Annotated in this window: 26 protein-coding genes and 1 tRNA gene; 18 read left to right on the top strand and 9 right to left on the bottom strand. The window is 55.8% G+C overall.

The window, feature by feature from the left end; all coding sequences use genetic code 11:
• Positions 1 to 9: 9 nt before the first annotated feature.
• The 4 genes from B2T33_RS02645 to B2T33_RS02630 are packed head-to-tail and all read right to left on the bottom strand — an operon-like array spanning position 10 to position 4,890.
• Positions 10 to 1,098 (bottom strand): MBL fold metallo-hydrolase, encoded by a 1,089-nt coding sequence (locus B2T33_RS02645; RefSeq protein ID WP_286791076.1) that lies wholly within the window; start codon positions 1,096 to 1,098, stop codon positions 10 to 12.
• Positions 1,098 to 2,189: an ABC transporter ATP-binding protein gene (locus B2T33_RS02640; RefSeq protein WP_286791075.1), complete on the bottom strand. Its 1,092-nt coding sequence runs from the start codon at positions 2,187 to 2,189 to the stop codon at positions 1,098 to 1,100. The genes B2T33_RS02645 and B2T33_RS02640 overlap by 1 nt, the downstream gene beginning before the upstream one ends.
• A complete protein-coding gene (locus B2T33_RS02635; protein ID WP_286791074.1) occupies positions 2,177 to 3,913 on the bottom strand; it encodes an ABC transporter permease in 1,737 nt (578 codons plus the stop codon). Before B2T33_RS02635 ends, B2T33_RS02640 begins: the two co-directional genes overlap by 13 nt.
• Entirely contained in the window at positions 3,913 to 4,890 is a 978-nt protein-coding gene (locus tag B2T33_RS02630) for an ABC transporter substrate-binding protein (RefSeq protein ID WP_286791073.1), read from the bottom strand. Before B2T33_RS02630 ends, B2T33_RS02635 begins: the two co-directional genes overlap by 1 nt.
• 200 nt (positions 4,891 to 5,090) lie before the next feature.
• On the opposite strand from B2T33_RS02630, the gene B2T33_RS02625 reads away from it, so the two are divergent.
• Together B2T33_RS02625 and B2T33_RS02620 are read left to right on the top strand one after the other, a co-directional pair.
• The gene (locus B2T33_RS02625) at positions 5,091 to 5,873 is read left to right on the top strand and encodes a DeoR/GlpR family DNA-binding transcription regulator (RefSeq protein WP_286791072.1); all 783 of its coding nucleotides are present in this window, start codon (positions 5,091 to 5,093) and stop codon (positions 5,871 to 5,873) included.
• 141 nt (positions 5,874 to 6,014) lie between these two features.
• Complete coding sequence (locus B2T33_RS02620) at positions 6,015 to 6,566, top strand: hypothetical protein (RefSeq protein WP_286791071.1); 552 nt, start codon at positions 6,015 to 6,017, stop codon at positions 6,564 to 6,566.
• A 405-nt stretch (positions 6,567 to 6,971) separates the two neighbouring features.
• Here B2T33_RS02620 and B2T33_RS02615 read toward each other — a convergent pair whose 3' ends face one another.
• Positions 6,972 to 7,739 carry a class II glutamine amidotransferase gene (locus B2T33_RS02615; protein ID WP_286791070.1) on the bottom strand — a complete coding sequence of 256 codons (768 nt, stop codon included), beginning with the start codon at positions 7,737 to 7,739 and terminating at the stop codon, positions 6,972 to 6,974.
• A gap of 195 nt (positions 7,740 to 7,934) precedes the next feature.
• Here B2T33_RS02615 and B2T33_RS02610 point away from each other — a divergent pair.
• From B2T33_RS02610 to B2T33_RS02545, 14 genes are all read left to right on the top strand, one after another.
• Positions 7,935 to 8,010 (top strand) — tRNA-Thr (locus B2T33_RS02610).
• Positions 8,011 to 8,215: 205 nt separating this feature from the next.
• Complete coding sequence (locus B2T33_RS02605) at positions 8,216 to 9,814, top strand: hypothetical protein (RefSeq protein ID WP_286791069.1); 1,599 nt, start codon at positions 8,216 to 8,218, stop codon at positions 9,812 to 9,814.
• Positions 9,814 to 10,314, top strand: coding sequence for a hypothetical protein (locus B2T33_RS02600; protein WP_197147150.1), 501 nt, complete (start codon positions 9,814 to 9,816; stop codon positions 10,312 to 10,314). The genes B2T33_RS02605 and B2T33_RS02600 overlap by 1 nt, the downstream gene beginning before the upstream one ends.
• 243 nt (positions 10,315 to 10,557) lie before the next feature.
• Positions 10,558 to 11,784 (top strand): RNA polymerase sigma factor, encoded by a 1,227-nt coding sequence (locus B2T33_RS02595; RefSeq protein ID WP_197147149.1) that lies wholly within the window; start codon positions 10,558 to 10,560, stop codon positions 11,782 to 11,784.
• A gap of 154 nt (positions 11,785 to 11,938) precedes the next feature.
• Positions 11,939 to 12,262, top strand: coding sequence for a RebB family R body protein (locus B2T33_RS02590; protein ID WP_008890488.1), 324 nt, complete (start codon positions 11,939 to 11,941; stop codon positions 12,260 to 12,262).
• A gap of 232 nt (positions 12,263 to 12,494) precedes the next feature.
• Positions 12,495 to 12,818, top strand: a complete 324-nt coding sequence (locus tag B2T33_RS02585) for a RebB family R body protein (RefSeq protein ID WP_008890487.1) — start codon at positions 12,495 to 12,497, stop codon at positions 12,816 to 12,818.
• 234 nt (positions 12,819 to 13,052) lie between these two features.
• Positions 13,053 to 13,388, top strand: coding sequence for a RebB family R body protein (locus B2T33_RS02580; RefSeq protein WP_008890486.1), 336 nt, complete (start codon positions 13,053 to 13,055; stop codon positions 13,386 to 13,388).
• A gap of 140 nt (positions 13,389 to 13,528) precedes the next feature.
• A complete protein-coding gene (locus tag B2T33_RS02575) occupies positions 13,529 to 13,825 on the top strand; it encodes a RebB family R body protein (protein ID WP_008890485.1) in 297 nt (98 codons plus the stop codon).
• Positions 13,826 to 13,839: 14 nt separating this feature from the next.
• The gene (locus B2T33_RS02570) at positions 13,840 to 14,118 is read left to right on the top strand and encodes a RebB family R body protein (RefSeq protein WP_008890484.1); all 279 of its coding nucleotides are present in this window, start codon (positions 13,840 to 13,842) and stop codon (positions 14,116 to 14,118) included.
• 41 nt (positions 14,119 to 14,159) lie between these two features.
• Positions 14,160 to 14,345, top strand: coding sequence for a hypothetical protein (locus tag B2T33_RS02565; protein WP_063088406.1), 186 nt, complete (start codon positions 14,160 to 14,162; stop codon positions 14,343 to 14,345).
• Positions 14,342 to 14,566, top strand: a complete 225-nt coding sequence (locus B2T33_RS02560; RefSeq protein ID WP_008890482.1) for a RebB family R body protein — start codon at positions 14,342 to 14,344, stop codon at positions 14,564 to 14,566. Before B2T33_RS02565 ends, B2T33_RS02560 begins: the two co-directional genes overlap by 4 nt.
• Before the next feature lie 86 nt (positions 14,567 to 14,652).
• Complete coding sequence (locus tag B2T33_RS02555) at positions 14,653 to 14,976, top strand: RebB family R body protein (RefSeq protein ID WP_008890481.1); 324 nt, start codon at positions 14,653 to 14,655, stop codon at positions 14,974 to 14,976.
• Between the two features lie 58 nt (positions 14,977 to 15,034).
• Positions 15,035 to 15,295 (top strand): RebB family R body protein, encoded by a 261-nt coding sequence (locus B2T33_RS02550; RefSeq protein ID WP_008890480.1) that lies wholly within the window; start codon positions 15,035 to 15,037, stop codon positions 15,293 to 15,295.
• 85 nt (positions 15,296 to 15,380) lie between these two features.
• Complete coding sequence (locus B2T33_RS02545; RefSeq protein WP_197147148.1) at positions 15,381 to 15,977, top strand: hypothetical protein; 597 nt, start codon at positions 15,381 to 15,383, stop codon at positions 15,975 to 15,977.
• A 6-nt stretch (positions 15,978 to 15,983) separates the two neighbouring features.
• Here B2T33_RS02545 and B2T33_RS02540 read toward each other — a convergent pair whose 3' ends face one another.
• From B2T33_RS02540 to B2T33_RS02530, 3 genes are all read right to left on the bottom strand, one after another.
• Complete coding sequence (locus tag B2T33_RS02540; protein WP_008890478.1) at positions 15,984 to 17,288, bottom strand: adenylate/guanylate cyclase domain-containing protein; 1,305 nt, start codon at positions 17,286 to 17,288, stop codon at positions 15,984 to 15,986.
• A 226-nt stretch (positions 17,289 to 17,514) separates the two neighbouring features.
• Positions 17,515 to 19,065, bottom strand: coding sequence for an ATP-binding protein (locus tag B2T33_RS02535; RefSeq protein ID WP_197147147.1), 1,551 nt, complete (start codon positions 19,063 to 19,065; stop codon positions 17,515 to 17,517).
• Positions 19,062 to 19,787, bottom strand: coding sequence for a response regulator (locus tag B2T33_RS02530; protein WP_063088408.1), 726 nt, complete (start codon positions 19,785 to 19,787; stop codon positions 19,062 to 19,064). Before B2T33_RS02530 ends, B2T33_RS02535 begins: the two co-directional genes overlap by 4 nt.
• 210 nt (positions 19,788 to 19,997) lie before the next feature.
• On the opposite strand from B2T33_RS02530, the gene B2T33_RS02525 reads away from it, so the two are divergent.
• On the top strand, positions 19,998 to 20,648 hold the full coding sequence (locus B2T33_RS02525) for a hypothetical protein (RefSeq protein WP_197147146.1): 651 nt from the start codon (positions 19,998 to 20,000) through the stop codon (positions 20,646 to 20,648).
• Positions 20,649 to 20,860: 212 nt separating this feature from the next.
• Complete coding sequence (locus tag B2T33_RS02520; RefSeq protein WP_197147145.1) at positions 20,861 to 21,313, top strand: GNAT family acetyltransferase; 453 nt, start codon at positions 20,861 to 20,863, stop codon at positions 21,311 to 21,313.
• A gap of 12 nt (positions 21,314 to 21,325) precedes the next feature.
• Here B2T33_RS02520 and B2T33_RS02515 read toward each other — a convergent pair whose 3' ends face one another.
• Entirely contained in the window at positions 21,326 to 23,113 is a 1,788-nt protein-coding gene (locus B2T33_RS02515; RefSeq protein ID WP_197147144.1) for a Na/Pi cotransporter family protein, read from the bottom strand.
• Between the last annotated feature and the right edge of the window lie 149 nt (positions 23,114 to 23,262).

The raw sequence follows: 23,262 nt of genomic DNA, 5'->3' as shown, positions 1-23,262 counted from the left end.
ACGCATGCATTACAAATAGAACCGATCTGCAAGCTGTAGCCGCCCGTCAAACCCGTCGACAAGTCCAAAATCCTCGGGCCGGCTGGTGAAAAGCGGCACGACCTGCATCGCGTGACATTGATTGGCGAGATCAATCACATGGCTTGCCAATGGGTGCACGTTCCAACGCCGGAAATGGGCATGGCCCTTTTCGACCATCTTGCGCGCCTCGATCGGCATGAAACCGGTAAAGATCACATGCGCACTTGCCCCCATGCGACCGGCATCCTGCCACTGATCAATCAGTTCACGCGCCTTGCCAAAGGTCGCGCATGGCGCATGACACAAAAGCAACCGTGCATCCGGATTGAAATGCTTTGCCTTGTCCTTAAGACTGCGCAACTGGCGGATCGCGTCACTTGCGACATAATCCGATCCATGGGCATCAAGCACCTGTTTGACCTGCCCATAACAACGATCATCCATCGACCAGTCTGTCAGGCTATGACGTTCAAACAGAAGCGCCATTTCCGCCGCGCGGCCACTGGGCGGCACAGGAAACAGGATTTGCCCATCGAGCTTGGTCATGGTGGTCAAAAGGCTATCAATGCGGACCTGCTGGGTCAGTTGTTCCATGCCGTAAGACGCATCAAGCAGGACCGTTGCGGCATCAGGCGGCGCGTCATAAAGGAAGTAATCAGATTCCTGACAGAAATCGCCGGAATACAGCACCCCGCCCCCCAGTTCGAAATGCAGCCACACCCCGCCAAATGAATGGCCGGTGCGTCCGGTGGTGACGGTCACGCCATCGACCTGAATTTCCCCATAAGGCGGCAAGGGGATGACATTGGCGCCCTTGGGAAGGGAACGCGCAGTAACTTCGGTGCAATAGATCGGCAAACCGGCATCAACGATTTCGCCGGCCGCCCCGATATGGTCGATATGATCGTGGGTAATGAAAACAGCGTTAACTTTATTAAGCCACGCCGGATCAAATCCCTGATCACTTTCGGGACCGACGCCGCAATCAAGCAGCCAGCGCCGGTTAAAGAATTCTAGTCGCAAACAGGCCGGTCCCTTTTCACCAAGACCGGAAAGAACACGCATACGGGCTGACATCAGGCGGCCTCACCCGACATGCGGTCAAACACCCAGCCGTCATTGACCTGAAGGCCGACTTGCTCTCCGATCCGGGCCCGGCGGTTGGCATAGACCGGCAATGTCTGATCCGCGCCAATCCGAACCGACAGGCGGAACCGCCCGCCGAGATAGACGCAATCATCAACTTGACCACGCAACGGCGCATCATCCGTGACCCAGACGTCTTCTGGCCGTAGACAAAGACCGGCATTGGCCGTATTCACAGTCGTAAGGCCATCGGCCAGTTTCGGGCAGATGCGCGCGGTAATGCTGCTTTGCCCCAACTGGACGGAGCAATTGCCGTTACTTCCGACCGTCACACCTTGTACCGGCAAAACCGCCCCTGCCCCGACAAAGCCCGCCACCATCAGATCAGCCGGTTCGCGATAAAGCGTTTCAGGCGCTGCCATCTGGCGAATATGGCCCTTGTCCATCACCGCAATCCTATCCGCCATCGCCATGGCCTCAGCCTGGTCATGGGTGACGTAAATCATCGTCGCCCCGGTGCGGCGATGGAAATCAAGAAACGCCTGCTGCATGGTTTCACGCAGGTGGACATCAAGGTTGGCCAACGGTTCATCAAGCAACACCGCCCGCGGCTCCATGACAAGGCACCTTGCCAATGCCACACGCTGACGCTGCCCGCCTGATAGTTCCGACGGACTGCGATTGGCATAGGGGCCAAGGGCAACGATATCAAGCGCCTCGGCAATCTTGCGATCCTGATCGGCACGGCTGAGCCCGCGCACCTCAAGCGGATAGCCGACATTGCGCGCGACCGTCATATGCGGCCACAGGGCATAGGACTGAAACACGATGCCAAGATTGCGATCCTCGGGACTGATCATGACGTTGTTTTCAGGACTTGCCATGACCTGACCACCGAGTGAAATCTGACCGTGATCGGGTTCCTCGAACCCGGCGAGCAAGCGCAAAAGCGTCGTCTTGCCGCAGCCGGACGGGCCAAGAAGGGCTACGAATTCACCATCGGCAATATCAAGCGAGACCTGATTGACCGCCCGATAATCGCCAAAGCATTTGGTAATGCGCGAAAGATTTATGTCTGCCACGGTACAACTCCTTTGGGCAAACGACGCGCGGCAAGCTGAAAACAGCTCATCAGCGCGATCACCACAAGGACGACCAGAACCGCCACGGCCGAGGCCAGAACGGTGTCGCCACTGTCATCAAGATTGAAAATCAGAACGCCCAACGTCTCGTTCCCGGCCGACCACAAAAGGGCCGAAACGGTGAGTTCATTAAAGGCGGTCAGGAACACCAATAGTGCACCGGCCGCAGCCGAAGGGGCAGCAAGCGGCAGCAGGATATCGCGCAAGCGGCGCGACAACCCGGCGCCGCATGCCTGGGCGGCTTCTTCAAGGGCCGGGTCAAGCTGGGTAAAGCTGTTCATCACCGGACGCAGCGCAATCACCAGAAAACGCGCAAGGTAGGCGACAAAAATGATCGCAAGCGTGCCATACAAACTGACATCAATCAGCGGAATGCGGATGAACAACAAGATACACGCAATCGCCAACACCACACCCGGAAGCGCATAGGGCACCTCGACCAGAAGATTGATCAGCTTTGTCAGGTTGGACGGCCTGCGCACCATCACATAAGCCAGCGGCAGGCACATGAGAACAAGCGTCACCGCCGCCCCCACGGACAGAACAAAACTGTTCTGAAACGCGCGGATGGTGGATGGCTGCACGAACATGACTTCGTGAAACGCCTCAAACGTCGCATTGGCGAATGTCAGCTTGACGCCAAAGGCCGGCACCAGTGCCGTGGTAAACAGGGCCAAAAGCGGAATGACCAGAATGGCAACCAATACCGCCCAAAGGACCATTTCAACCAAGCCGCGACGCGCACCGAGCTTCACATCCAAAGGGCGCCCGACCATCCCCATCAGACGATAGTCACGTTTGGACAGCAAACGGTGATGCAGTGCCACGCCACAAATCGCAATCGCCCCGATCAGCATGGCAAGGACTGAAACCTCACCCAGAACGGACGGGCCAAACCCGGCAAGCTTTTGATAAATCAAGGTTGGCAGCGTCTGGTAGCCTGCCGGAATACCCAGCATCGCCGGAATGCCAAAATTGCCAAGCGCGGTCACAAACGCCATGGCGGTTCCGGCAATCAGGCCCGGACTGGTCAGCGGCAAAATGATCTGCCACCACAAACGCCCACCGCGTGCACCCGCCAGACGGGCGGCTTCGATCTGTTCGCGGGGCAACATGCGCAGGTTTGCCCGCAGGGTCAGAAACACGATGGAGGCATGCTGAATACCCAGCAAAAGGGCGATGCCCTCGGCCGAATAAAGCGGTTGGGGCGATCCCAGCGGAGGGGCCATGCCAATGGCGTTTAAAAGTGCGCTGCTTGGTCCGGTCAGTTGCACCCAGCTAAGGGCCGTGATCTGTGGCGGGATCATCATCGGGATCATGAAACAGAACACCAATGCCGCCTTGGCGCGGATATCGGTGAGTGCCACCAAAAAGGCAAAGGCACCCCCAATCAAAAGGGAAATAATCGTTCCCAGACCGGCGGTATAAAGACTGTTTGCCGTGGCCCGCCAGGTTGATGAATTGCCCAGCACGTCGTGAAAATAATCAAACGAAGGCACACCACCGACCATCACGCCTTCAAACCCAAGGCGCAGGATCGGCAAAATCGAAATAATAAATACCGGCACCACCAACCAAATCAGCAACCGGTCCGAAGACCGGTTGCCATTTGGTTTGGCGATTATGCCAGGCAGAACGCCGCGAAGGCGACCTGTAGCCTGCATTATTCAGCCCCGAACATGTCTGCGAATTTCTGTTTGTTGGCTTCGGCCTGTTCCAGCGCGATGGCCGGATTGAAGTCCATCAACTTGATCTCGCTGCGTGCCGGGAAACCGGCCGGAAGCGCCATGTCGTTACGTGCCGGGATGTAACCCATATCAAGCACCAGTTCCTGACCAGCTTCGGACAGAAGGAAGTCGACGAACTTGTGCGCGGCATCAACGTTCTTGGCGTCTTTCATGATCGCAACCGGCTCGGTCACATAGGTCACACCTTCAGACGGGAAGACGAAGTCAACTGGCGATCCATCGGCCTTGCCACGAATGGCAAGGAAGTCGACAACCACACCATAAGGCTTTTCACCCGACGCAACGGCCTTGAAAGTACCGCCATTACCACCCTTGGCGCGTGCTTCGTTGGCTGCCAGGGCCTGATAGTAATCCCAGCCAAGATCCTTGTTCTCGGTCAGGGTGGAGAGGTGAATAAGAGCTGCACCGGAATAAAGCGGGCTTGGCATTGCGATTTGGTTTTTCACGGCCGGATCAGCAAGGTCTTTCCACGATGTCGGGGCTTTGACGGCGGTGTTGTAAACGATGCCGCTGGTGATCAGCTTGGTCGAATAGTAATAGCCTTCACCGTCATAAAGACCATCTTCATAGGCACTTGCCTCGCCCGATTTATAGGCCTGAAGCTGACCTTCCTGCTTGAGACCTTCAAGGGTCACGGTATCTGCAATCAGAAGAACGTCCGGGCGCGGGTCGCCGGCAGCGATTTCCGCACGCAGTTTCGCCATCAGTTTGGTGGTGCCGTCACGGACCCACTCAACTTCAATATCCGGGTTGGCAGCCATAAAGGCATCAACAGTGGTCTGGGCATCCTTGTTTGGCTGGCTGGTATAAAGAACCAGCTTTTCAGCAGCCTGCCCAACAACCGGCAGCATCATCGCGGCAGAGGCAACCGCAGCAAGAAGAACGTTACGCATGATCGGCATCCCTATAGATCGAAAAGAAGGTTTCGTTCGAAAATGTTTCGATCCGGAAGCTATCGGGATTTCGATTTCAGTTGTGTGACAACACCAAGAATTAAATGTTTCAATAGGAAAACCGGGCTATGCAGCGGTGTTTCAGCCTGTCTATACTCAGATCAGAAGCGAAATAACAACTTTCGAACGAAAGAAAAGCCGTGACTAGAACGTCTGATGCAGTGCCCCTTGACCGCCGACGCGACCGCATCGTCGCCCTTGTCAAATCGACCGGCTTCATGGCGGTCGAGGAACTGGCACGCCGGTTTAACGTCTCGGTCCAGACGATCCGCACCGATTTGCGCGACCTACATGAACAGGGACGCGTGTTTCGCCGTCATGGTCTGGCGGGCCCGGCACCCGATCCGGATAACTCGGCCTATGAAAAACGCGAAGTCTGGAACCGCACCGGCAAAATGGCGATTGCCGCCAAGGTGGCTGACCTGATCCCCGAGGGCTGCACGATTGCGATTGGCACCGGCACCACCGCCGAACTTGCCGCCCAGCATCTGGCATCGCATCGCAACTTAACGGTTCTCACAAACAATCTGCATGTGGTGATGGCGCTGCAAAACGCGCCAAATGTCACGCTCCGCCTTGCCGGTGGCACGGTGCGTACGCGTGATCTGGATATCATCGGGGCGGACAGTGCAGACTTTTTCGGTAGCATGCGGGCCGATTTCGGGATTGTCAGTGTGGGCGGCATGAGTGACGAAGGCGATTTGCTGGACTTCAACATGGACGAAGTCCGGGCCCGTCGTGCCCTTGTGTCATGCTGCGACCACGCGATCCTGATGATCGACGAGAAAAAGGTTGGCCGCAAGGCACTCTGCCGCGACGGCCACGCCAGCGATTTTCAGACCGTGTTGCTCAACACCGCGCCAAGCGACGCCCTGCAACGCGCACTGGTCAAGGCGCGCAGTCAGATTGTTGTTGTGAATTAAGCGCCCAATACGGGGTGACTAAGGATTACACTAGGTGTTTAATGCTTTTACTCGACATTTTTTGTACTGCGTGACACTTCAAAACAAGTACAGTTACCTACCCTTTCTAACATTATATTCCAAAACCAATATGAGAAATCGATGGAAAAAAAGCCACAATGGAAAATAAAAGAAATTCGGGATGCGACAAAGGAAGAAAATGAATGGGGGCTAGAAAAGATGAGGGAACAAGAAGCCAAGGACAAGGAGATTGAGGCCCGTATAAATGAGCAAATGGCGGTCATAGCTTCAGCCCTACAGCATGATATGGCCGAGGACGCTCGACGCTCCATGCGGAACTTAACTATACTTTCCCTTACAGTATTAATTCTCTGGCATTTAGATTGGCCAATTAACGAATTGAAGTTGCTAAACGTGTCCCTGGCCACGACAGCCCCCTTGACCTACAAAGCAGTTATGCTGGCCGGCCTAGTGTACTTTTTAGTCGGGTTTTTAGTTAGATACGTTCGCTCGAACCTTGTTGATCGATACAAGAGCTTAAATACCAATGAAGCCGTCGCCATCAAACAGTGGGGTACTCCGGCTTTAAAAACAGTCAACAGCCTCTTCAAGAAACTTCGTGTAATCGACGCAATTTTTGCAGTAACGTCGTCTATAATTTCTATTAATATTCTAATAGCAGAACTGTTTTGAGCACCCAAAGCAAACCCCCAGACCCACCATGCAACAAATAAATAAAACACGTCGAAGATAAATACATGCCATTGACAACATATATAAAAATTATACTTTTATCTTAGGTTTGAATTTTTTTTGAATTCACTATGAATAAATAACCTTATCCTGCATTAGACAACAAGATAACGAATGAACAAACACAGACCTGACAACAAATTCACTCGTCGAAACATTGTCGTTCAGTGGAATTATCACATGTTCTTGACTTATATTCAAAGTCAATAATATTGTAACGCCAATTCCTGTAACATCAAATGCAGATTTGCAAATAGCATAGATGCGGTATCGGTGTTTTATAGTCTGATGCTCTTCATAGCTGTAGCCTATTTAGCCTTAAACTCTTTTGACCTCAACCAGTAATCACATTGTAGCTGCCTCGCACACCACCAGATTCCCATCCACATGCAGCGTATGGTTTGGCGCGACAGCAGTCCAGCTTTCGGTTTCTGTATCAAGCGGTTCGGAAACGACGATCACGTGATCATCGCGTTTGCGCCAGTAAAGTGATGGCGGCTTGTCGTCGCTGGCATGTCGGATGGCGCAGACGCTTTTGCCGTTTGACAGGCAGGCTGTGAAGCGGAACGGCGACGTTGCACCGCGCACCTTCATTTCGTTTTCAACGACCTCGATCGTGCGGCGAATGGCGCGGTGCGGGTCATCGCGCAGGCCGAGCGTCAGCATCAGGCAAAATATCAGTTCGCTATCTGTGGAGCCCTGCCGACCTTCGTAAAACTCATCCTCGATCATCATTTCCAGGGATCGACGCACCAGCGGGTAATCACCAATCTGGCCGTTATGCATGAAAAGATACTGGCCGTTGGAAAACGGGTGGCAGTTGGTGCGGCTGGTGTGGGTGCCGGTCGAGGCGCGAACATGGGCAAAGAAAAGGCCCGAGCGGATATGATGGGCAAGCGATCGCAGGTTCGGGTCATTCCAGGCCGGCAGGATTTCGCGATAAAGCCCCGGTGTCGGGCGTTCGTCATACCAGCCAAGGCCAAAGCCATCGCCATTGGTCGGCGTTTTGGCCTGTTCGGCATGCAGGCTTTGTTCGACCAGTGAATGGCGCGGCTCAAAGACCAGCTTTTCCAGATAAACCGGATCCCCGATATAGCTCAGCCAACGACACATGATTTGCCCCCGCACATGAATTTTGATCGCGCACATCTAAGCCGGATAATCACAGCATGGTCAATGTGATATTGTGTGTCTCTGTCCTGATTTCAGGGCATGGCTGAAAGTCCGGCACTTGTTGGCAAAAAGAACAACAAACCTCTTGCCAAGGCGGGTGATTGTCCGTATTTTCCGCGCCACAAAATGAATCGTGCTGGTGTAGCTCAGCTGGTAGAGCGGCGCATTCGTAATGCGTAGGTCGTAGGTTCAAATCCTATCACCAGCACCATTTTGTAAAACAAAGACCCGCCAAGACGCAGCCTGCTGCATCTTTGGCGGGTTTTGTGTTTTCTGGCCGTTTGCAGCGCAATCTTTTCACATTCCCCCTACCCGATGCGTCTGTTTGCAAGGAACCGTTATAACTTCTTGCAGATCAGGGGCGGCATGATGGCGGCCCTTTTGAGTGTTGCAAGACACCATTGGGGAGTGCAGGCATGACCGATAGTGACGCGCCCAAACCAGCCAAGGCTTCGACCAAATCCAGCGACAATTCCGATAACGGGCAACCGTCATCCGAAGCCGGTGCGGCAAACGCCGAAAACAATCTGCGCGAACCAACCGAAGCCCCGGACGCGATCAGCTCCGAACAGGCCGCCGTGGATATGATGGCAGCGCTTTGCCGTGACTTTGGCCTGCCGGGCTTTGAGCAAGCTGCATCAGGCAGTCAGGCTCAGCCGTCACAGCAGCCACAGCCAATGGAAACCGCGTTTCAGATCATTCAACGTTATCTGCTTGATGGCGGGACGTCATCGCCAACCCCAATAACCGCAAGTGCGCCGACGGAAGGTTACACCGGCCCGCTTGAAAACATGGACCCTTGGTACAGTACTGATAGTGGTTCGGCTGCCACAAATACCCCGGGCAGTTCTACGGACGCGCAATGGGGTGTGACCACGATCCATGCGGACGGCAGCACAACCGACATGACCGGCCCCGTCATCCGCGATGACATGTTCCGCACCGCCATGCCGACCCTTCAGGGCAAGGCAGACACCACCGCCGATACGCCGGACTGGGCGATCAGCATGGAACAGGGCTATCCCCTGTCGCCGACCAAAACCAGTGCACAAACAGCCATTTCTGCGAAAATGCTGGCACCGGATGTGCCAAAATACTTGTGCAAATGGTCCTTGCATGTCGGCGCATCAACAGATGCGCAGTCCGAACTTTCGGTTACGGCACCGAATGCGGCCCCGTCACAATTACGCGCGCTTTTGTTTGATGCAATCGATGCCGATGGCGCCGCCCCCCAGATGTCCGAAGTACCGATTTATGGCGGCGCACCGCATGCCATCCATCTTGAACAGACGGTTGGCGCGACGGGCAGTGAAGCAACCCCGGATGTGGCGTTGATCCGTCTGATCTTTGCTGATCGTGCACCGGTGCCGATCCATCTGGAATATGTCGGTACCCTGCCCAGCCCCATCGTTGCGGGCAATGTGATGGTCGCCCCCAATTCCAGCGTCCCGTTTTGGGTGCAGATCACCCCGCCCAGCGAAGGCGACAAGGGGGCCGGTCTTGTTGTTCTGGTGCGCTATGAAGCCGAGACCAGCTTTGATGTCACCGCCCAGCTGATGACCCAGGCCAGAACCAGCACCCCAACCGCGATCCTGAGCTGCAATGCCCAGCATGATCAGTCGGCCTGCCGGGCTGCCAGCATGATCTCAGATAGCAGAGGACGGCTTGAAACCGGGTTGACCGGTCTGCCAACCGATCCCAATGCTGCCGATCTTGAAAAATACGGGTTCATCCCACCGGCCTTTATGCTTGATGCAGATATAAGCGCATCGGCATCAGCAGCGGCGTCGACACCAGCAGCGGCGAAAGCTGCGCCCACACCCACGCCGGCGAAATCTGGCGCAGCGGCAAAAACATCCGACCCGGGCGATGATGGTGACACCGACAACAGCGACAGCAGCAAAACCAGCAGCAGCAATGCCAAATCGTCAACGGGCACAAGCAAAGGCAAGAACGGCAATAGTGACAACAGTGACAACTCTGGCAGCACTGGCAGCAGCAAAGGAGGCACCTGATGTCTGGGCAGGCGCAAAACGATGTAACCACGGCAAGTGATCGCAAGGACGCGGTCCGGAAGGCGTTCAATCAGGAATATCTGGCAACCCAGCAGGCCATGGCGCAAGCCGCCGAACGGGCCCGCGCCCAGGTTCTTGATCAAAAACAGACCATTTCCAATCATGCCGAAAACGTGAAATCCGGCGCCCAGGCCCCGCAGCCCGCAATCGGCAGCCAGCAGACAGGGCAAGCCACCCCACATCCTCAGGCGGCACAACAAGGGGCACCGCATATGGCATCGGATCCAAACATGCAGAACGGCCAGCAGGTCATGTTCGATATCGCAAATGAAATCCGCAACATCATCGCACGCGAGATTGACTTGCGCATGCAGGCCTTGTCCGAGAAGGTGGAAACCGCCCTTGCCGAAGCCTTCCCGCCAAGGGATCCGAAAAAGGAACAAGCCCCCCAATCTTCAGGTCCCGCGCCCCAGCAAAAGACATCCGGCAAAAAGACCTAGCTTGATGTCTGCAACCGGGCAACGCCCGGAACAGGAACGGCAATAACAAGCGCATCAAAGCGCGACGATCTGTCCCCAACCTATCCTCAGCCCGCATCGCGACGGCTGCGCCGTTGCGCACGAAAACACAACTATAGGATGTATATAAACTTTTATTCACAATTCTTTTGCGGCTACGTCATAATGATTACCGCAAAACTTAATCAGCCTATGGTTGCATTCAATCAACCGGAGGGGTCCATAGTGCAGAACGAAAAGAACAGTCCGCAGGATGAGGCAACCCTGACAGAAGCCGAGATCAGCTTTGCCAAAAGTCTTGAACAAAGCCTGTCGCTGGCGTTGGGTGATGATGACAAGGTGACGTCAATCTGGTCCCGGTTAAAACCCGAACAAAGGGCGCGCATTGCCGAAGATTATCTGGCAAAGCTTGCCGCAGCCGACGACCCCGGAGATCAAGAAGCCGATCAAAAGGCCGGTCACGACAGATTGACGCCCCCGGCAAGTAGCGCCCTTGATGCACGCACCATCATGCAATCGATGACGCCAGCAGCAAAACCGGCAGACACCCGCCCCGCCGCAACCGCAAACCCCGGCTCGGCAACAGACCAGGTCCAGCCACGATACAGCCCGCCGCCCGGTTACCCGGCAGACTTCAACCCGCTGGCAGGCTTCCCGGGTCTTGAACCATCACGCAGCGGCCCGAGCCCCGAAGACATCATTGCCGGTGCGCTTGGCACGCCTGGCGGCACACCGACCGACCCGCTTGATATCCTGCGCGGTCTTGTGCCGGGGGCAGAAAGCCCGACATTGCGCCAACCGGTGCCACATGTGCCGGTCCCGCAAGCACCGGTGGCACCGACCGCACCAAATGCCCCCGATGACGGACAATATTCCTCCCCGCAATCCACGCCGCAAACCCATCCGCAAACGGATGCCGATTTGGGCCCGGCGGCACCGAATTTCTGGCCGCTGTGGATTGATCAGCAAGACACGCTTTTGAAGCAATGCCTGAAACTGATGTCGGGCAATATGGATGACGCGCAAGATGCGCTGTCCGAGGCGATGGTCAAGGCATCGACCAAATTCGAAGAATCCATGGATGAAATCCGCAACCATCGCGCCTGGTTATCGCGCATTGTCCATAACGCCTGCATTGATTTGCACAGGCAAAACCGGCGCAAGGCGGAATACCGCGAAGAAACCCATGGGGCTGCCGACACACCGGCCTCCCCGATGACAGCGCCGATCACACCGAGCCCCGAGGAATCTTATCTCGCTGGTGAAAAACTGGATCAGCTCGAAGCGGCCCTTCTTGAGATGCAGGAAAAACTGCGCAAGCCGCTTTTGATGCGCTGTGTCCAGGACCGCACCTATGACGAGATTGCAGCGGCCCTGGGCTTAAGCAACTGCGCGGTGCGCAAACGTGTTCAGCTGGCCCGCGAACATCTCAGGGCTTCGGGCATTCAATAAGAATACGTGCGTAAAAAAAACGACCAACTCGCAAAAAAGACGCGTCACAACGATACACCACCAGCGTCGATAGACTGAAAACGGGACGGCGAAACCCCGACAGAAACACAACAGCAAGCAGCACACCGCAAAGCGTAACGAAGGAGACTTTACAATGGCGATTCCGACCCCGGTAAATGGTCAGATCACTGATGCAGTCACCCAGGCTAACGTGAAAGTTCTGGGCGACGCCCCGGCAATGGCAATGGGCTCGATCTTCCAGTCCCTCGCTCATTCCACCGGCATTCTTTATGAAAACGCCGTCAGCGCACAGCAGCAGATCGGCATCACCTCGCAGGCCGCAACCAACCAGGGCGTCATCCAGATCTATTCGGTCGACACGATGGCAGACTCTGTTGCGACCTCCAAAATTGCCAAAAGCGACGTACCCGACAACATGCTGTCGCTTCTTACCGCTCTTCAGGCAACCAAGGGCTGATTTTCAAAACATCTTTGGCCCCAAAGCCAGTTTCAAATCGGGCGGTCGCAATCATCAGCGATCGCCCGATTTCATTTGATCAGGGCTTTGCAAAACAATCCGTTCTTTTGCAAAGCCCTGCGTCACAAGACGCCAAGCCCCCCGTCATCTGTCTGACCGCAACACACGCAAAGTGGCTGGTTTGGAACATCTCTTCCTTCCAGCATTTCCCTAGGCAAACAGGAGATAAACAGTGGCTGATAACACTCCGCTAAATGGTCAGATCACAGATGCCGTGACCCAGGCGAACGTGAAAGTTCTGGGCGACGCCCCGGCAATGGCGATGGGTTCAATCTTCCAGTCCCTCGCACATTCGACGGGCATCCTGTATCAGAACGCCGTCAGCGCCCAGCAGCAGAACGGCATCACCTCGCAGGCCGCGACCAATCAGGGCATCCTGCAGATCTATTCGGTCGACACCATGGCTGACGCCGTTGCGACCTCCAAGATCGCCAAAAGCGATGTGCCCGACAATATGCTGACGCTTCTGACGACGCTTCAGGCAACCAGAAACTGATTTTGATCCGGGTTTCGGCCCGTCCAGCCAGTATCACACCGGGCGGTCGTATTGATCTGCGACCGCCCGTTTTCATTGTGGCAACGGTTCTGCAAGCAATCCAAGTTTTTGCCAGCCCATCGTCACAAGACACCAAGTCCCCCGTCATCTGTCTGACCGCAGGACATGCGGAAAGGGTCGGTTCGGGGCCTTACGTTCCTTCCGGCACTTCTTTAGGTAACCAGGAGATACACAATGGCTGATAACACTCCGGTCAATGGTATGATTACCGACGCCGTCACCCAAGCCAATGTCGAGGTCATGGGTGATGCGCCGGCAATGGCCATGGGCTCGCTTTACCAGTCGCTGGCGCATTCTCATGGCATTCTCTATGAGAACGCTGTCAGCAGCCAGCATCAGGTGGGCATTTCCTCTCAGGCGGCCACCAATCAGGGCGTCATCCAGGTCTACTCTGTCAACACCATGGCGGGGGCCGTTGCGACCTCGAAACTCGCCGCAAGCGACGTTCCCGACAATATGCTTTCGCTGTTGTCGGCTCTTAAAGCCACGACCGGTACGGCCGTGTCCTAAACATCCCCACTGGTTTCGCCGCCAACCCCGCCCGGCATGCATGCGCTTGCCGGGCTTTTTCTTTCACAAATGCCCGCGCTCGGCGTCAAACCGATACGTAGCACTTCCGCCAGCCCATTCCTCCAGACAAGGAGACGGACATGCCATCGGCACCACCTGAGCAAGACGGCAAGAAATCCCAGCACCACCCCGCCAGTCACCATGAAGATGATCATCAGTGCTCGGTTTCAGATCAGATCACTGACAGCGTTGCCCAGACCAATGTTGCCACGATGGGGGCCGGTCCAGGCTTCGCCGCGTTGCAATCCATGATGGGTCAGGCGCAATCGCAGAACATCCTGATGGCGAACATGGTCTCGGCCCAAAAGCAAAATGCCATGATCGGCATGACGACCATGACCCAGAGCATTCTGCAAATGATGAAACGTCGTAGTTAATAAGGATCACCCCGATGAGCAATCCGAACGAAGTCGATGAACAAATTACCGACAGCGTCACCCAAACCAACACATCGGTCATTGCCAATGGCCCGGCGATGGGCGCGATGCAGACCTATCTGTCGCAGGCCCAGGCACAGGGGATCCTGTTTGCCAACATGGTCAATGAACAGCAGCAACAGGCGGTCGCAAGCCTTGCAACCACCATGGAATGTGCAAAGGCCACCCTGTCGGTCCAGGACAACAAGCCAAATTTTTTTACGACACAGCAGACTGGGACGAAGGGGAAATAGCATCTTACGACGGCCTCGATGCGACAGGGGATTCGGATACCGTGTCCCTCGAAGACGCAGATTCACAAGAATCCGGCGATCAGAAAGGTGAAGGTCAAGATAACACCGAAACCAGTTCGTGGCTTGGCCAGGCCGACCCAATGTTTATGGGGGATGGATCGGACTACAAGGAAAAGTTTGACTACGCCGCCAGCGCCCAGGGCGAACAGACAAAGGACGTAACATGAGTGATATCGTAAACCCGCAAGTTACCGATGCTGTCACCCAGACCAACGTCAAAATTCTGGGTGAAAGCCCGGCACAGGCGGTTTCCATGGCCATGCAGTCGCATTCACATGCCACCGGCCTTGCCATGGAAAACGCAACCCTGACACAAGGCAACATGCAACAGGTTGCCAATACAGCAACGTCAAAGCTTGTTGCCCTGATCACCGCCCAGGCGGGCTAGGCGCAACAGACTCTAATTGATCACAATCACGTCCGTGCGACGTCTAGAGATGTGCGGTCAGACCGATCGCTTTTTCGGAGGATAACATGGCAATTCCAACCCCGGTGAATGGTCAGATTACAGACTCTGTGACCCAGAGTGCGGTCAGTGTTCTTGGTTCCGCGCCTGCGAATGCGATGGGTGCGATTTACCAAAGTGCGGCCCATTCAACATCGATCCTGTTCCAGAACGCTGTTCAGGCACAGCAACAGGCATCGATGTGTTCGCAAGCCGCCACCAATCAGGGCGTGATGCAGCTTTATTCCGTCAACACCATGGCGGGTGCGCAGGCAACAGCCAAACTCGGCCGGTCTGACAACAGCGATGCGCTTTTGACACTACTCGTAATTTTGGCAGCAACCCGCCGCTAGGCACATGATCCGTCTGGTCCTGCCCGGACCAAATACGGTCAAAACATGAGGGCGTGAAATGGCAGACAACACCCCTGTAAACTCACAAATCACCGATGCAGTGACCCAGAACAACGTCAAGGTTCTGGGCGAAGCACCGGCACATGCCATGGGGCTTGTGTATCAGACGATGGCACATTCCATCAGTTTGTCGATGCAAAACGCCATGCAGACCCAAGGCGGCCTGCAGCAGATCGGCAACGCCGTCACATCAAGCGCCTGCCGTATGATCCTGGAAAGTACTGGCGGTGGCATGGGCGGCGGCAAAAGCGGCGAATAACGCGCCCGCAGATTTTATGGCTCCTGACCCGTCCCGACAGAGATAATCAAACCGGTCTTTTGACCCGTTGCATATGAGGTTTTCGATGGCAGACGACGACGCAAAACAGAACGAAGATCCGAAAGCTGAAAACAAAGATCAGGGCAATGAGCCGGACAAAGCCGCGTCCCCCGCCGACAAGGATGGTGACGGCGACAAAAACGCCGCAGACACCAAAGACGCGAAAGATGGTGGCGACGCAAAAGGCGATAAGAAGGCCGATGACAAGGATGATGCAAACAAACCGGCATCGCCGTCTGATCCTGCAGCCCCGGACAATCCGCCGGGCACCCCGCCGCTCAGCACGGCATTGAACCCGCAGATCGTGCAGGCTGTCGGCACGACCAACCATGCGGTTCTGAACGGTGCGATCCCCGGTGCCAATGGTGTGGCCTATCAAAAGGTTGCGCAGGCCGCCGCCTATGCGGTGCAGGATTCGACGGATTATCTGCGCAATATCATGTCGATGGCATCCGCCACCACCGGCGTCGCCATGCAACAGATGCTGGCTACCAAGGAAGTCGACCCTTATTCCAAGATCATCAAGGCTGCGACCGATGCCGTCAGTGACGCCCAGACAACCTTCTCCAAGGTCGGCACGTCAGCCAGTTCGGTGGTGAAGGATTTTGACAGCCTCGCCTGATCAGGCTCAGGCGCTGCGCATCAGCTCGATACGGTGGCAGGTCTCCGAGAAATCCGGGGCAAACAGTTTAAGACTGACACCCGTCCCCTGAAGCTCATAGGCGCCCATTTCCTCTGTCGGGCAGGAAATGAACCGGGCCACGGTCGAACTGACCAGAACACGCCGACCAAGTTGCTTGGTAAGTTGTTCGATGCGGGCTGCTTCGTTTGCCGCCTGCCCGACCACGGTAAAATCAACACGCTCCGAAACGCCGACATTGCCGTAAATCACTTCCCCGACATGCATGCCAAGGCCGTAATCGAATGGCAGTTTTCCGACTTCTTCGCGCCGCGCATTCAGCGCATCGATGTTCAACTGGGCCTCGGCCGCGGCATAAAGTGCTGCGTAACAGGCGGTTTCAAGATTGGTTTCGTCTTCATCAATCGGGAAAATCGCAAGCGTCGCATCCCCGATATAGCGCAAAACCTGCCCACCGTGCTTAAGCACGGCACCGGCTGTTGCACCAAAGAAATCATTCATTTCGCCCAGGAACGCATCATCACCGACATGGGTCGCAACCGAGGTCGAGTTGCGCATATCCGAAAACCAGATCACTGCACGGGTTTTGGTACTGTCGCCCAGCTTGATCTGACCATTGCGGACACGTTGCCCGGCGTCGGTGCCAAGATAGGTTTCCAGAATGGTGCGGGTTTCTTCATGGTTGATGCGCATTTTGCACGACACGGCAAAGCGGCGCTGAATACCTGACAGGATCGCCAGATCCTCGTCCGAGAAGCCACTGGGACGCCGCGTCAGATAGGTCATGAAGATGCGGTTGCTATTGAGCGTGCTGTCGCTATCGGTCACGAACGGGGTCATCAGGGCGTAATAGTCTGTGCCCCGTTGGCGGCGGAAAGTTTCAAGGATCGGGAAGTCGACAACCGCACTGGGGCCAATAAGATGACGGCGCATGAAGCTGACATCGCTATCAAGCATCCATTTCATCGGGCTTTCAGCCCAATCGCGGTCCTTTTCATCATCGCCCATGTGGGTGGTACGCACAACCTGGCCGTTTTCCTTGGTCCAGATATAGGAAACACCTTCATACAGCGGGTGCAGGGTCTTGAACGCGACCATGACGCGATCAATCGGGATTCCCGATGCGACCAGACGACTGGCCATGCCAGACAGAAGTTCGCTGATGTCGGTATCATCAAGCGCACATTCCATCAGCCAGTCGTTAACAGAGCGCACAAATCCACGCGCGGCTTGCGCGTTATTGGTTCCGGGAAGCGGGGTTACCACGCCGGATGAAGACTGGTTATTGGTCATGGGCACGCTCCGTCCGTTCGTCTGCTTGATTGTCGCACTGCCGTTGGTTCAAATCCAGACCCTAAATAGAACAGCAATGCAATTTAGCAATTATTGATTTGGAAACAGTTATTTTCCGGCAAACAAATGACTATTGGTCACTTAAAGCGCAAGGGCTATCTGTCAAAAAACTGTCGCACTTTGCCGGCACCGGAATTACGCAGTCTCAAAACGACTGAATTCAACGTTATTGCGGCTGTGCCGGCGGCAGGTAAATACGCGCCAGAAGCCCGCCTTTCTGGGAGTCTTCAAGGTATATTTCGCCACCATGCGCCCGGACGGCGGTGCGTGCGATTGCCATCCCAAGACCAATACCGCCAGTATCACGATTGCGTGACGCTTCAATCCTGAAGAATGGCTCAAACACCTGTTCGCGCTGTTCGACCGGTATCCCCGGCCCGTCATCGGCAATTTCGATCCACAGGCCGCCATCATCGGCATCGCGCACCGCGACCTCGACCGTATCGCCGAAGTTAAGGGCATTGGACACCAGATTGCCAAAGGCGCGCTTGATCGAAAGCGGCCGGCACGGATAAACCCGGGTATCGACCTCGCCAATATATCTGATTGGGCGTCCGGTTTCTGCCAGATCCTCGACCGCGGATTCAACAAGGGCAGTCAGATCGATCTTGCGGGTTTCCTCATTCGCGGTTTCTTCGCGGGCAAAGGTCATTGCCGCTTCGACCATCTGTTCCATTTCATCAAGGGTTTCGATGATGCGCGCACGGTTTTCCGGATCATCGACAAATTCGGCGCGCAGGCGCAGCGACGTAATTGGCGTACGCAGATCATGCGAAATGGCGGCCAGCATCCTTGTGCGATCCTCGACAAAGCGTTTGAGGCGGGCAGTCATCCGGTTAAAGGCCCTTGTGGCGCGTCTGATTTCAATCGGACCGGTTTCAGGCACCGGTTCGGGATAATCCCCGCGCCCGACACGATCGGCTGCCTTTGTCAAAACGTCCCACGACCGGGAAATTCGGCGCGCCAGGAAAAAGGCAATCACGGCAATGACAAGCCCGGACGCCAGAACACGCAAAAGATTGTCGAACACAAACCACGGCGGCGAGACGACCCCGCCAATCATGGCTTCCAGCCAGACATCGGGCGCTGTGCCGGTTGGCTCCCCGTCCGGACCAAGGATCCTGATCGGCACAACAAGGCGCATCACCGGCGAGGTATCGCAATCAAACCGGTCAAGGTAGCGCAACGACCAAGGGGCTCGGCGATCATCATCACGGTCATCATCGCGATCATGATGATCATCGTCGTGGCCGGATCGCTCCATACGGTCACGTTCCAGAAACGCATCCTTTTCACGCCGGAGTGTTTTACGTTCCGTCCAGCATTCATCCTCGGACAGGATTTCAACCCGCGCCGGAACCCCGGTTTCAAGGTCCAGTGCCTCGTTCAAACGCTGGCTCAGCGTGTCCGAGGTAAATCCGTCACCGGAAACCACATCACTTTCCGGCACCAGCCGCAGGCGGTTTTGCGGTGATTGCGCCACGCGCAACACATCGGCCCAGTTATCACGCGGGGTTGTTGTCAGAATGCGCGAAATTGCCGCCACCCGTGACAGGGCATAACCGCGCCGCTCAGACGCCACCGCATCCCGGCGTTCTTCGGCCAGCATGACACCAAGGACGATGTGGGTCAGGATGATTGCGCCCAACAGCAGACAGACAAGCTGCGCGGTCAGACTTTGCGGCCAAAGGCGTTTGATCAGGCGGCGCTTGGTCATTTTTCGGTCACCTCGCAGGTGAACATGTATCCCCCGCCCCAGACGGTCTTGATCAGGGTCGGGTTCTTGGCATCATGTTCAATTTTCTTGCGCAGGCGGCTGACCTGATTATCGATGCTGCGATCAAACGGCACGGCTTCGCGCCCACGGGTTAGATCAAGCAACTGATCGCGGTTAAGCACCATGTTGGGATGTTCGACAAAGGCACAAAGCAGGCCATATTCCCCGGCACTGAGTGGCACGACCACATCATTGGCATCGCGCAATTCATGGCGGGTACGATCCAGCACCCAACGGTCAAAATGCACCTGCCCGCCCGGAAGCGGCCCCTTGCGCCCGACCGGAAGACTTTGCGCACGCCGCATCACGGCCTTGATCCGGGCCAGCAATTCGCGCGGATTAAACGGCTTGGCCAGATAATCATCCGCGCCCATCTCAAGACCGATGATGCGATCGGTTTCCTCGCCAAGGGCTGTCAGCATCACGACTGGCACATCATAGTTTTCACGCAGCCAGCGACACAAACTCAGCCCGTCTTCGCCCGGCATCATCAGATCGAGCACGATCAGGTCGGGTGCGATGTTATCCGCCATCAGCTTGCGCAACTCGCGCCCGTCAGATGCCAGTGTCACACGATATTCATGTTGACGCAGATACCGCCCCAAAAGGTCACGGATATCACGATGGTCATCGACAACAAGAATGTGGGGCTGGTCGCTCATATGCGGTCCTGAAATCAAAATCGTCTGTGAAGCCTAACCTAACGCGTCGTCAGTTCCGGCAGAAACGGCAATTTGTATCAGATTGTCGCAAAACGGCCTTTTGGCAAAGCTTGCGACCATTTTGCCCGTTCGCCGGGATCATTTCGCGACAATCATAGGCGATAACGGGCTTCAACACATTGATCCCCCACAAACCTGATGAGGTCCCCGATGAAACGCAAAACCACCCTTAAACTTGCTGCGGCCCTGATTGCCACCACCATGATCGCAACCCCGTTTGCAGCGACATATGCATCGCCTGGCGAACGCGAACATAAAGGCGAATATATGCGCGGTGAACACGGTGAATACGGCGAACATGGCAAACACGGCAAAGGCGGCATGTTCCATGGCGAAGTCCGCGCACGCGCCGTGCCATTGACCACCGATGAAGCCCGCACGCTGGTTGATGCGATGCTTTTGAAGATGGGTGAATCCAACCTCAAGACCGGTGATGCCAAGGTGTCCGAACAGGCTGGCAAGATTGATGTTGTCTTGCTCAATGCCAGTGGCGATGTGGTCGAGGTTTTGAAATTTGATGAAAAAACCGGCCGCATGGATCGCGGCACCCATCATGACCTGCGCAAACTGATCGGCAAACCGAACAAAGACAAGGCCGCACGTTTTGATCGCAAATTCACCGCCGATCAGATGATGCTTTTGGCCAATGCGATGGTGATCCGGTTTGGCAATGGTGAGCTTAAACTGGGCGACATCACCGAAACCCCGCGCGGTACTTATACCGCCACCGTCACCAATCAGGCCGGCGACATTGTCCGCGAAATGGAACTGAGCAGCGTGACCGGTCGCCCGATCATCTGATAATTCCGTCAAAACCTGACCTTCCCCGGTCCGGGGACTTCCCCCATCCCAACCGATACCCCGGACCCGCCTGCGCCCCCAAGGCTCCCCTTGGGGGCGTTTTGCGTTTTGGCGTTTAACTTCATCGACTTGTCATGCAATTGGGTTTGACGGCTTTGCGTAATCCAAGCATTGTTACGCGCTTCTGCAACGCGCCCCATGAAAGAAGCACCATGACGACCAACGCCCCAAAACCCGCCCCCAGAACCGCGACCCTTGATGATATCCCCGCACTGACAGCCCTTTGGCAGGAAACCGGGCTTTACCGCCCGTATAATCCGCCGGAATGGGATGTGCGCTTCGCGCTTGAAAGCAGCGAAGCCACCCTTTTCGTTTGGGAAGATAACAGCGATAACATTATCGGCTCCATCATGGCGGGTCATGATGGGCACCGTGGCTGGGTCTATTATATGGCCGTCACACCAAGTTTGCAGAAATCAGGACTGGGTCGCCGCCTGATGGAAGTCGGGGAAAACTGGCTGCGCGATCAGGGTGTCTGGCGCATGCAATTGATGGTGCGTGCAGATAACCATGCGACGCAGGATTTCTATCGCCATCTTGGCTATCGCGCCTGCGACGTCACCGTGATGCAAAAAGACATCAACACCCCGCCTGCCGACCGTTAAGGCACCAGAACATTACATGGCATCGGCAATGGTCGATGCCGCGTTCTGTTCGGTCGGCGCTGGTTCCTGCTGATTTTTAATCGCGATTGTCGCATGGGCAATCCGGCGTGCGCGCTCATACAGGCGGTTGATACGTTCGACCATTGCGACCTCAATCCGATACCGGCGAATATCAAGATCGCGCGGGCCGATTTCATCGCTGACCTTGCGAAGGGTCGTATCAAGCTTGGTGGTGAACTCCGCCTTGCGGCCCAGCACACGATTGGCGGCCTCCAGATCCTCGGCGGAAAAGGCGGTCATCGCCTGTTTCAGGCAATCTTCGGCGATCTCGTAAAGCTCTGCCATTTTCTGGCGGTTTTCGTCTGACGGCATGTGGCGAATATCAAGCCACTCGCCGACCAGCTTGACCATTTCCTCGCTGATCAGATCGCCAACAGCTTCAAGATGGTTGCTGACCGCAAGCTCGTTCTGCATGCGGTTGAGGTCAGCTGCCAGCAGTTCCGCACGCGGCAGTTTCGCCGCAAACAGCGCAATCGCGTCTTGCAGGCTATCGACCCCGTCATCCAATTCGCCAAGCTTTTTAAGCTTCGGGCGTGTCGGGTTGCGCAGGTTTTCACGCCCACGGCGCACGACATCAATCACCACATCGCCCATATGCATGACTTCATTACGCAACAAACTAAGGGCTGCTGCCGGGGCTATGGTCAGTTCGTGGATGACGTATTTCGGCTCCGGGCTGAGGCGCGGTTCGGTATCGATTTCGGCCGGGACCAGCTTTTCAATCAGGCGTGCTATTGCGGGGACAAAGCCGATCATCAGGATGACGTTGGCGACGTTGAAAATGGTGTGCGCGTTGGCAATTTCACGTGCAATATCGACGGTTTCGGCGGTGCGCCCGGTGGTGATGAACTCCACAAGCGTCACCAGATGATCAATAAATGGCAGCCAGATCAAAACCCCGACCACATTAAACAGGATATGGCCAAGGGCGGTTCGGAACGCATCGCGGTTCTTGCCAATCGTCACCAACAGGGCCGTAACACAGGTACCGATATTGGCCCCGAAAATAAGCGCGATCCCGCTATCAAGCGGCACCAACCCCTGCCCGGCCAGAACAATGACAATCCCCATGGTCGCCGCACTTGATTGCACCAGCGCAGTGAACGCCGCCGCAACCAGCATGGCGAGAAACGGATTGCGCATCTGGCCCATCACATCGATGAACGGGCCATAGGTCCGAAGCGGTTCCATGGCATCACTCATCATGCCCATGCCAAAGAACAGCATCCCCATGCCCAGCACTGCCTTGCCGATCAGCGTAAACCGCTTGCGATCGGCCAACATTGTCATGGCAAAGCCAATCGCGATGACAAGCGGCGCAATGGCATCAATCCGAAAGGCGATGATTTGCGCGGTCAGGGTACTGCCGACATTGGCGCCCATGATCACGGCAATCGATTGCGCAAACGGCATCAGTCCGGCCGATACAAACCCGACCACCAGCACGGTCGTAACACTTGAAGATTGTACCAACCCGGTAATGACCGCACCCGAAACTGCCGCCCAAATGCGATTGCGCGTCATGCCAGACAAAACGCGGCGTAGCCTTGCCCCGGCAAGGGTTTTAAGCGCGCCGGCAAGGTGATCCATCCCGTATAAAAACAGGGCCAACCCGCCAACCAAACCGATGGCCATCGACCAGGTATCAAGCGAAGGCGCGTCGTCCGCCGCCCATGCAGCCGAGTTGGTCACAAGGAGCAAGAGCGTGCTTGCAAGGATGGATTTCAGGATGGGTGGCATTGGGCACCGGTCGAGGTAATCGGTTGAAAACAAACCGACCATAGCGCAGTTTGGGGACTAAACCCAATCGGATGTTTAGCCCCTTGCCAAACTGTGAGGTGGCAGACATTCCACCAGCCGAGCCTAGCCCATTGCCGCGCCCGGCCAAC

Origin of the sequence: Thalassospira sp. UBA4513 (genome assembly GCF_002388495.1) — a bacterium.
GTDB classification, from domain to species: Bacteria; Pseudomonadota; Alphaproteobacteria; order Rhodospirillales; family Thalassospiraceae; genus Thalassospira; species Thalassospira tepidiphila.
The sequence above is the reverse complement of the archived record's forward strand: the minus strand, read 5'-3'. Positions and strand labels throughout refer to the sequence as shown.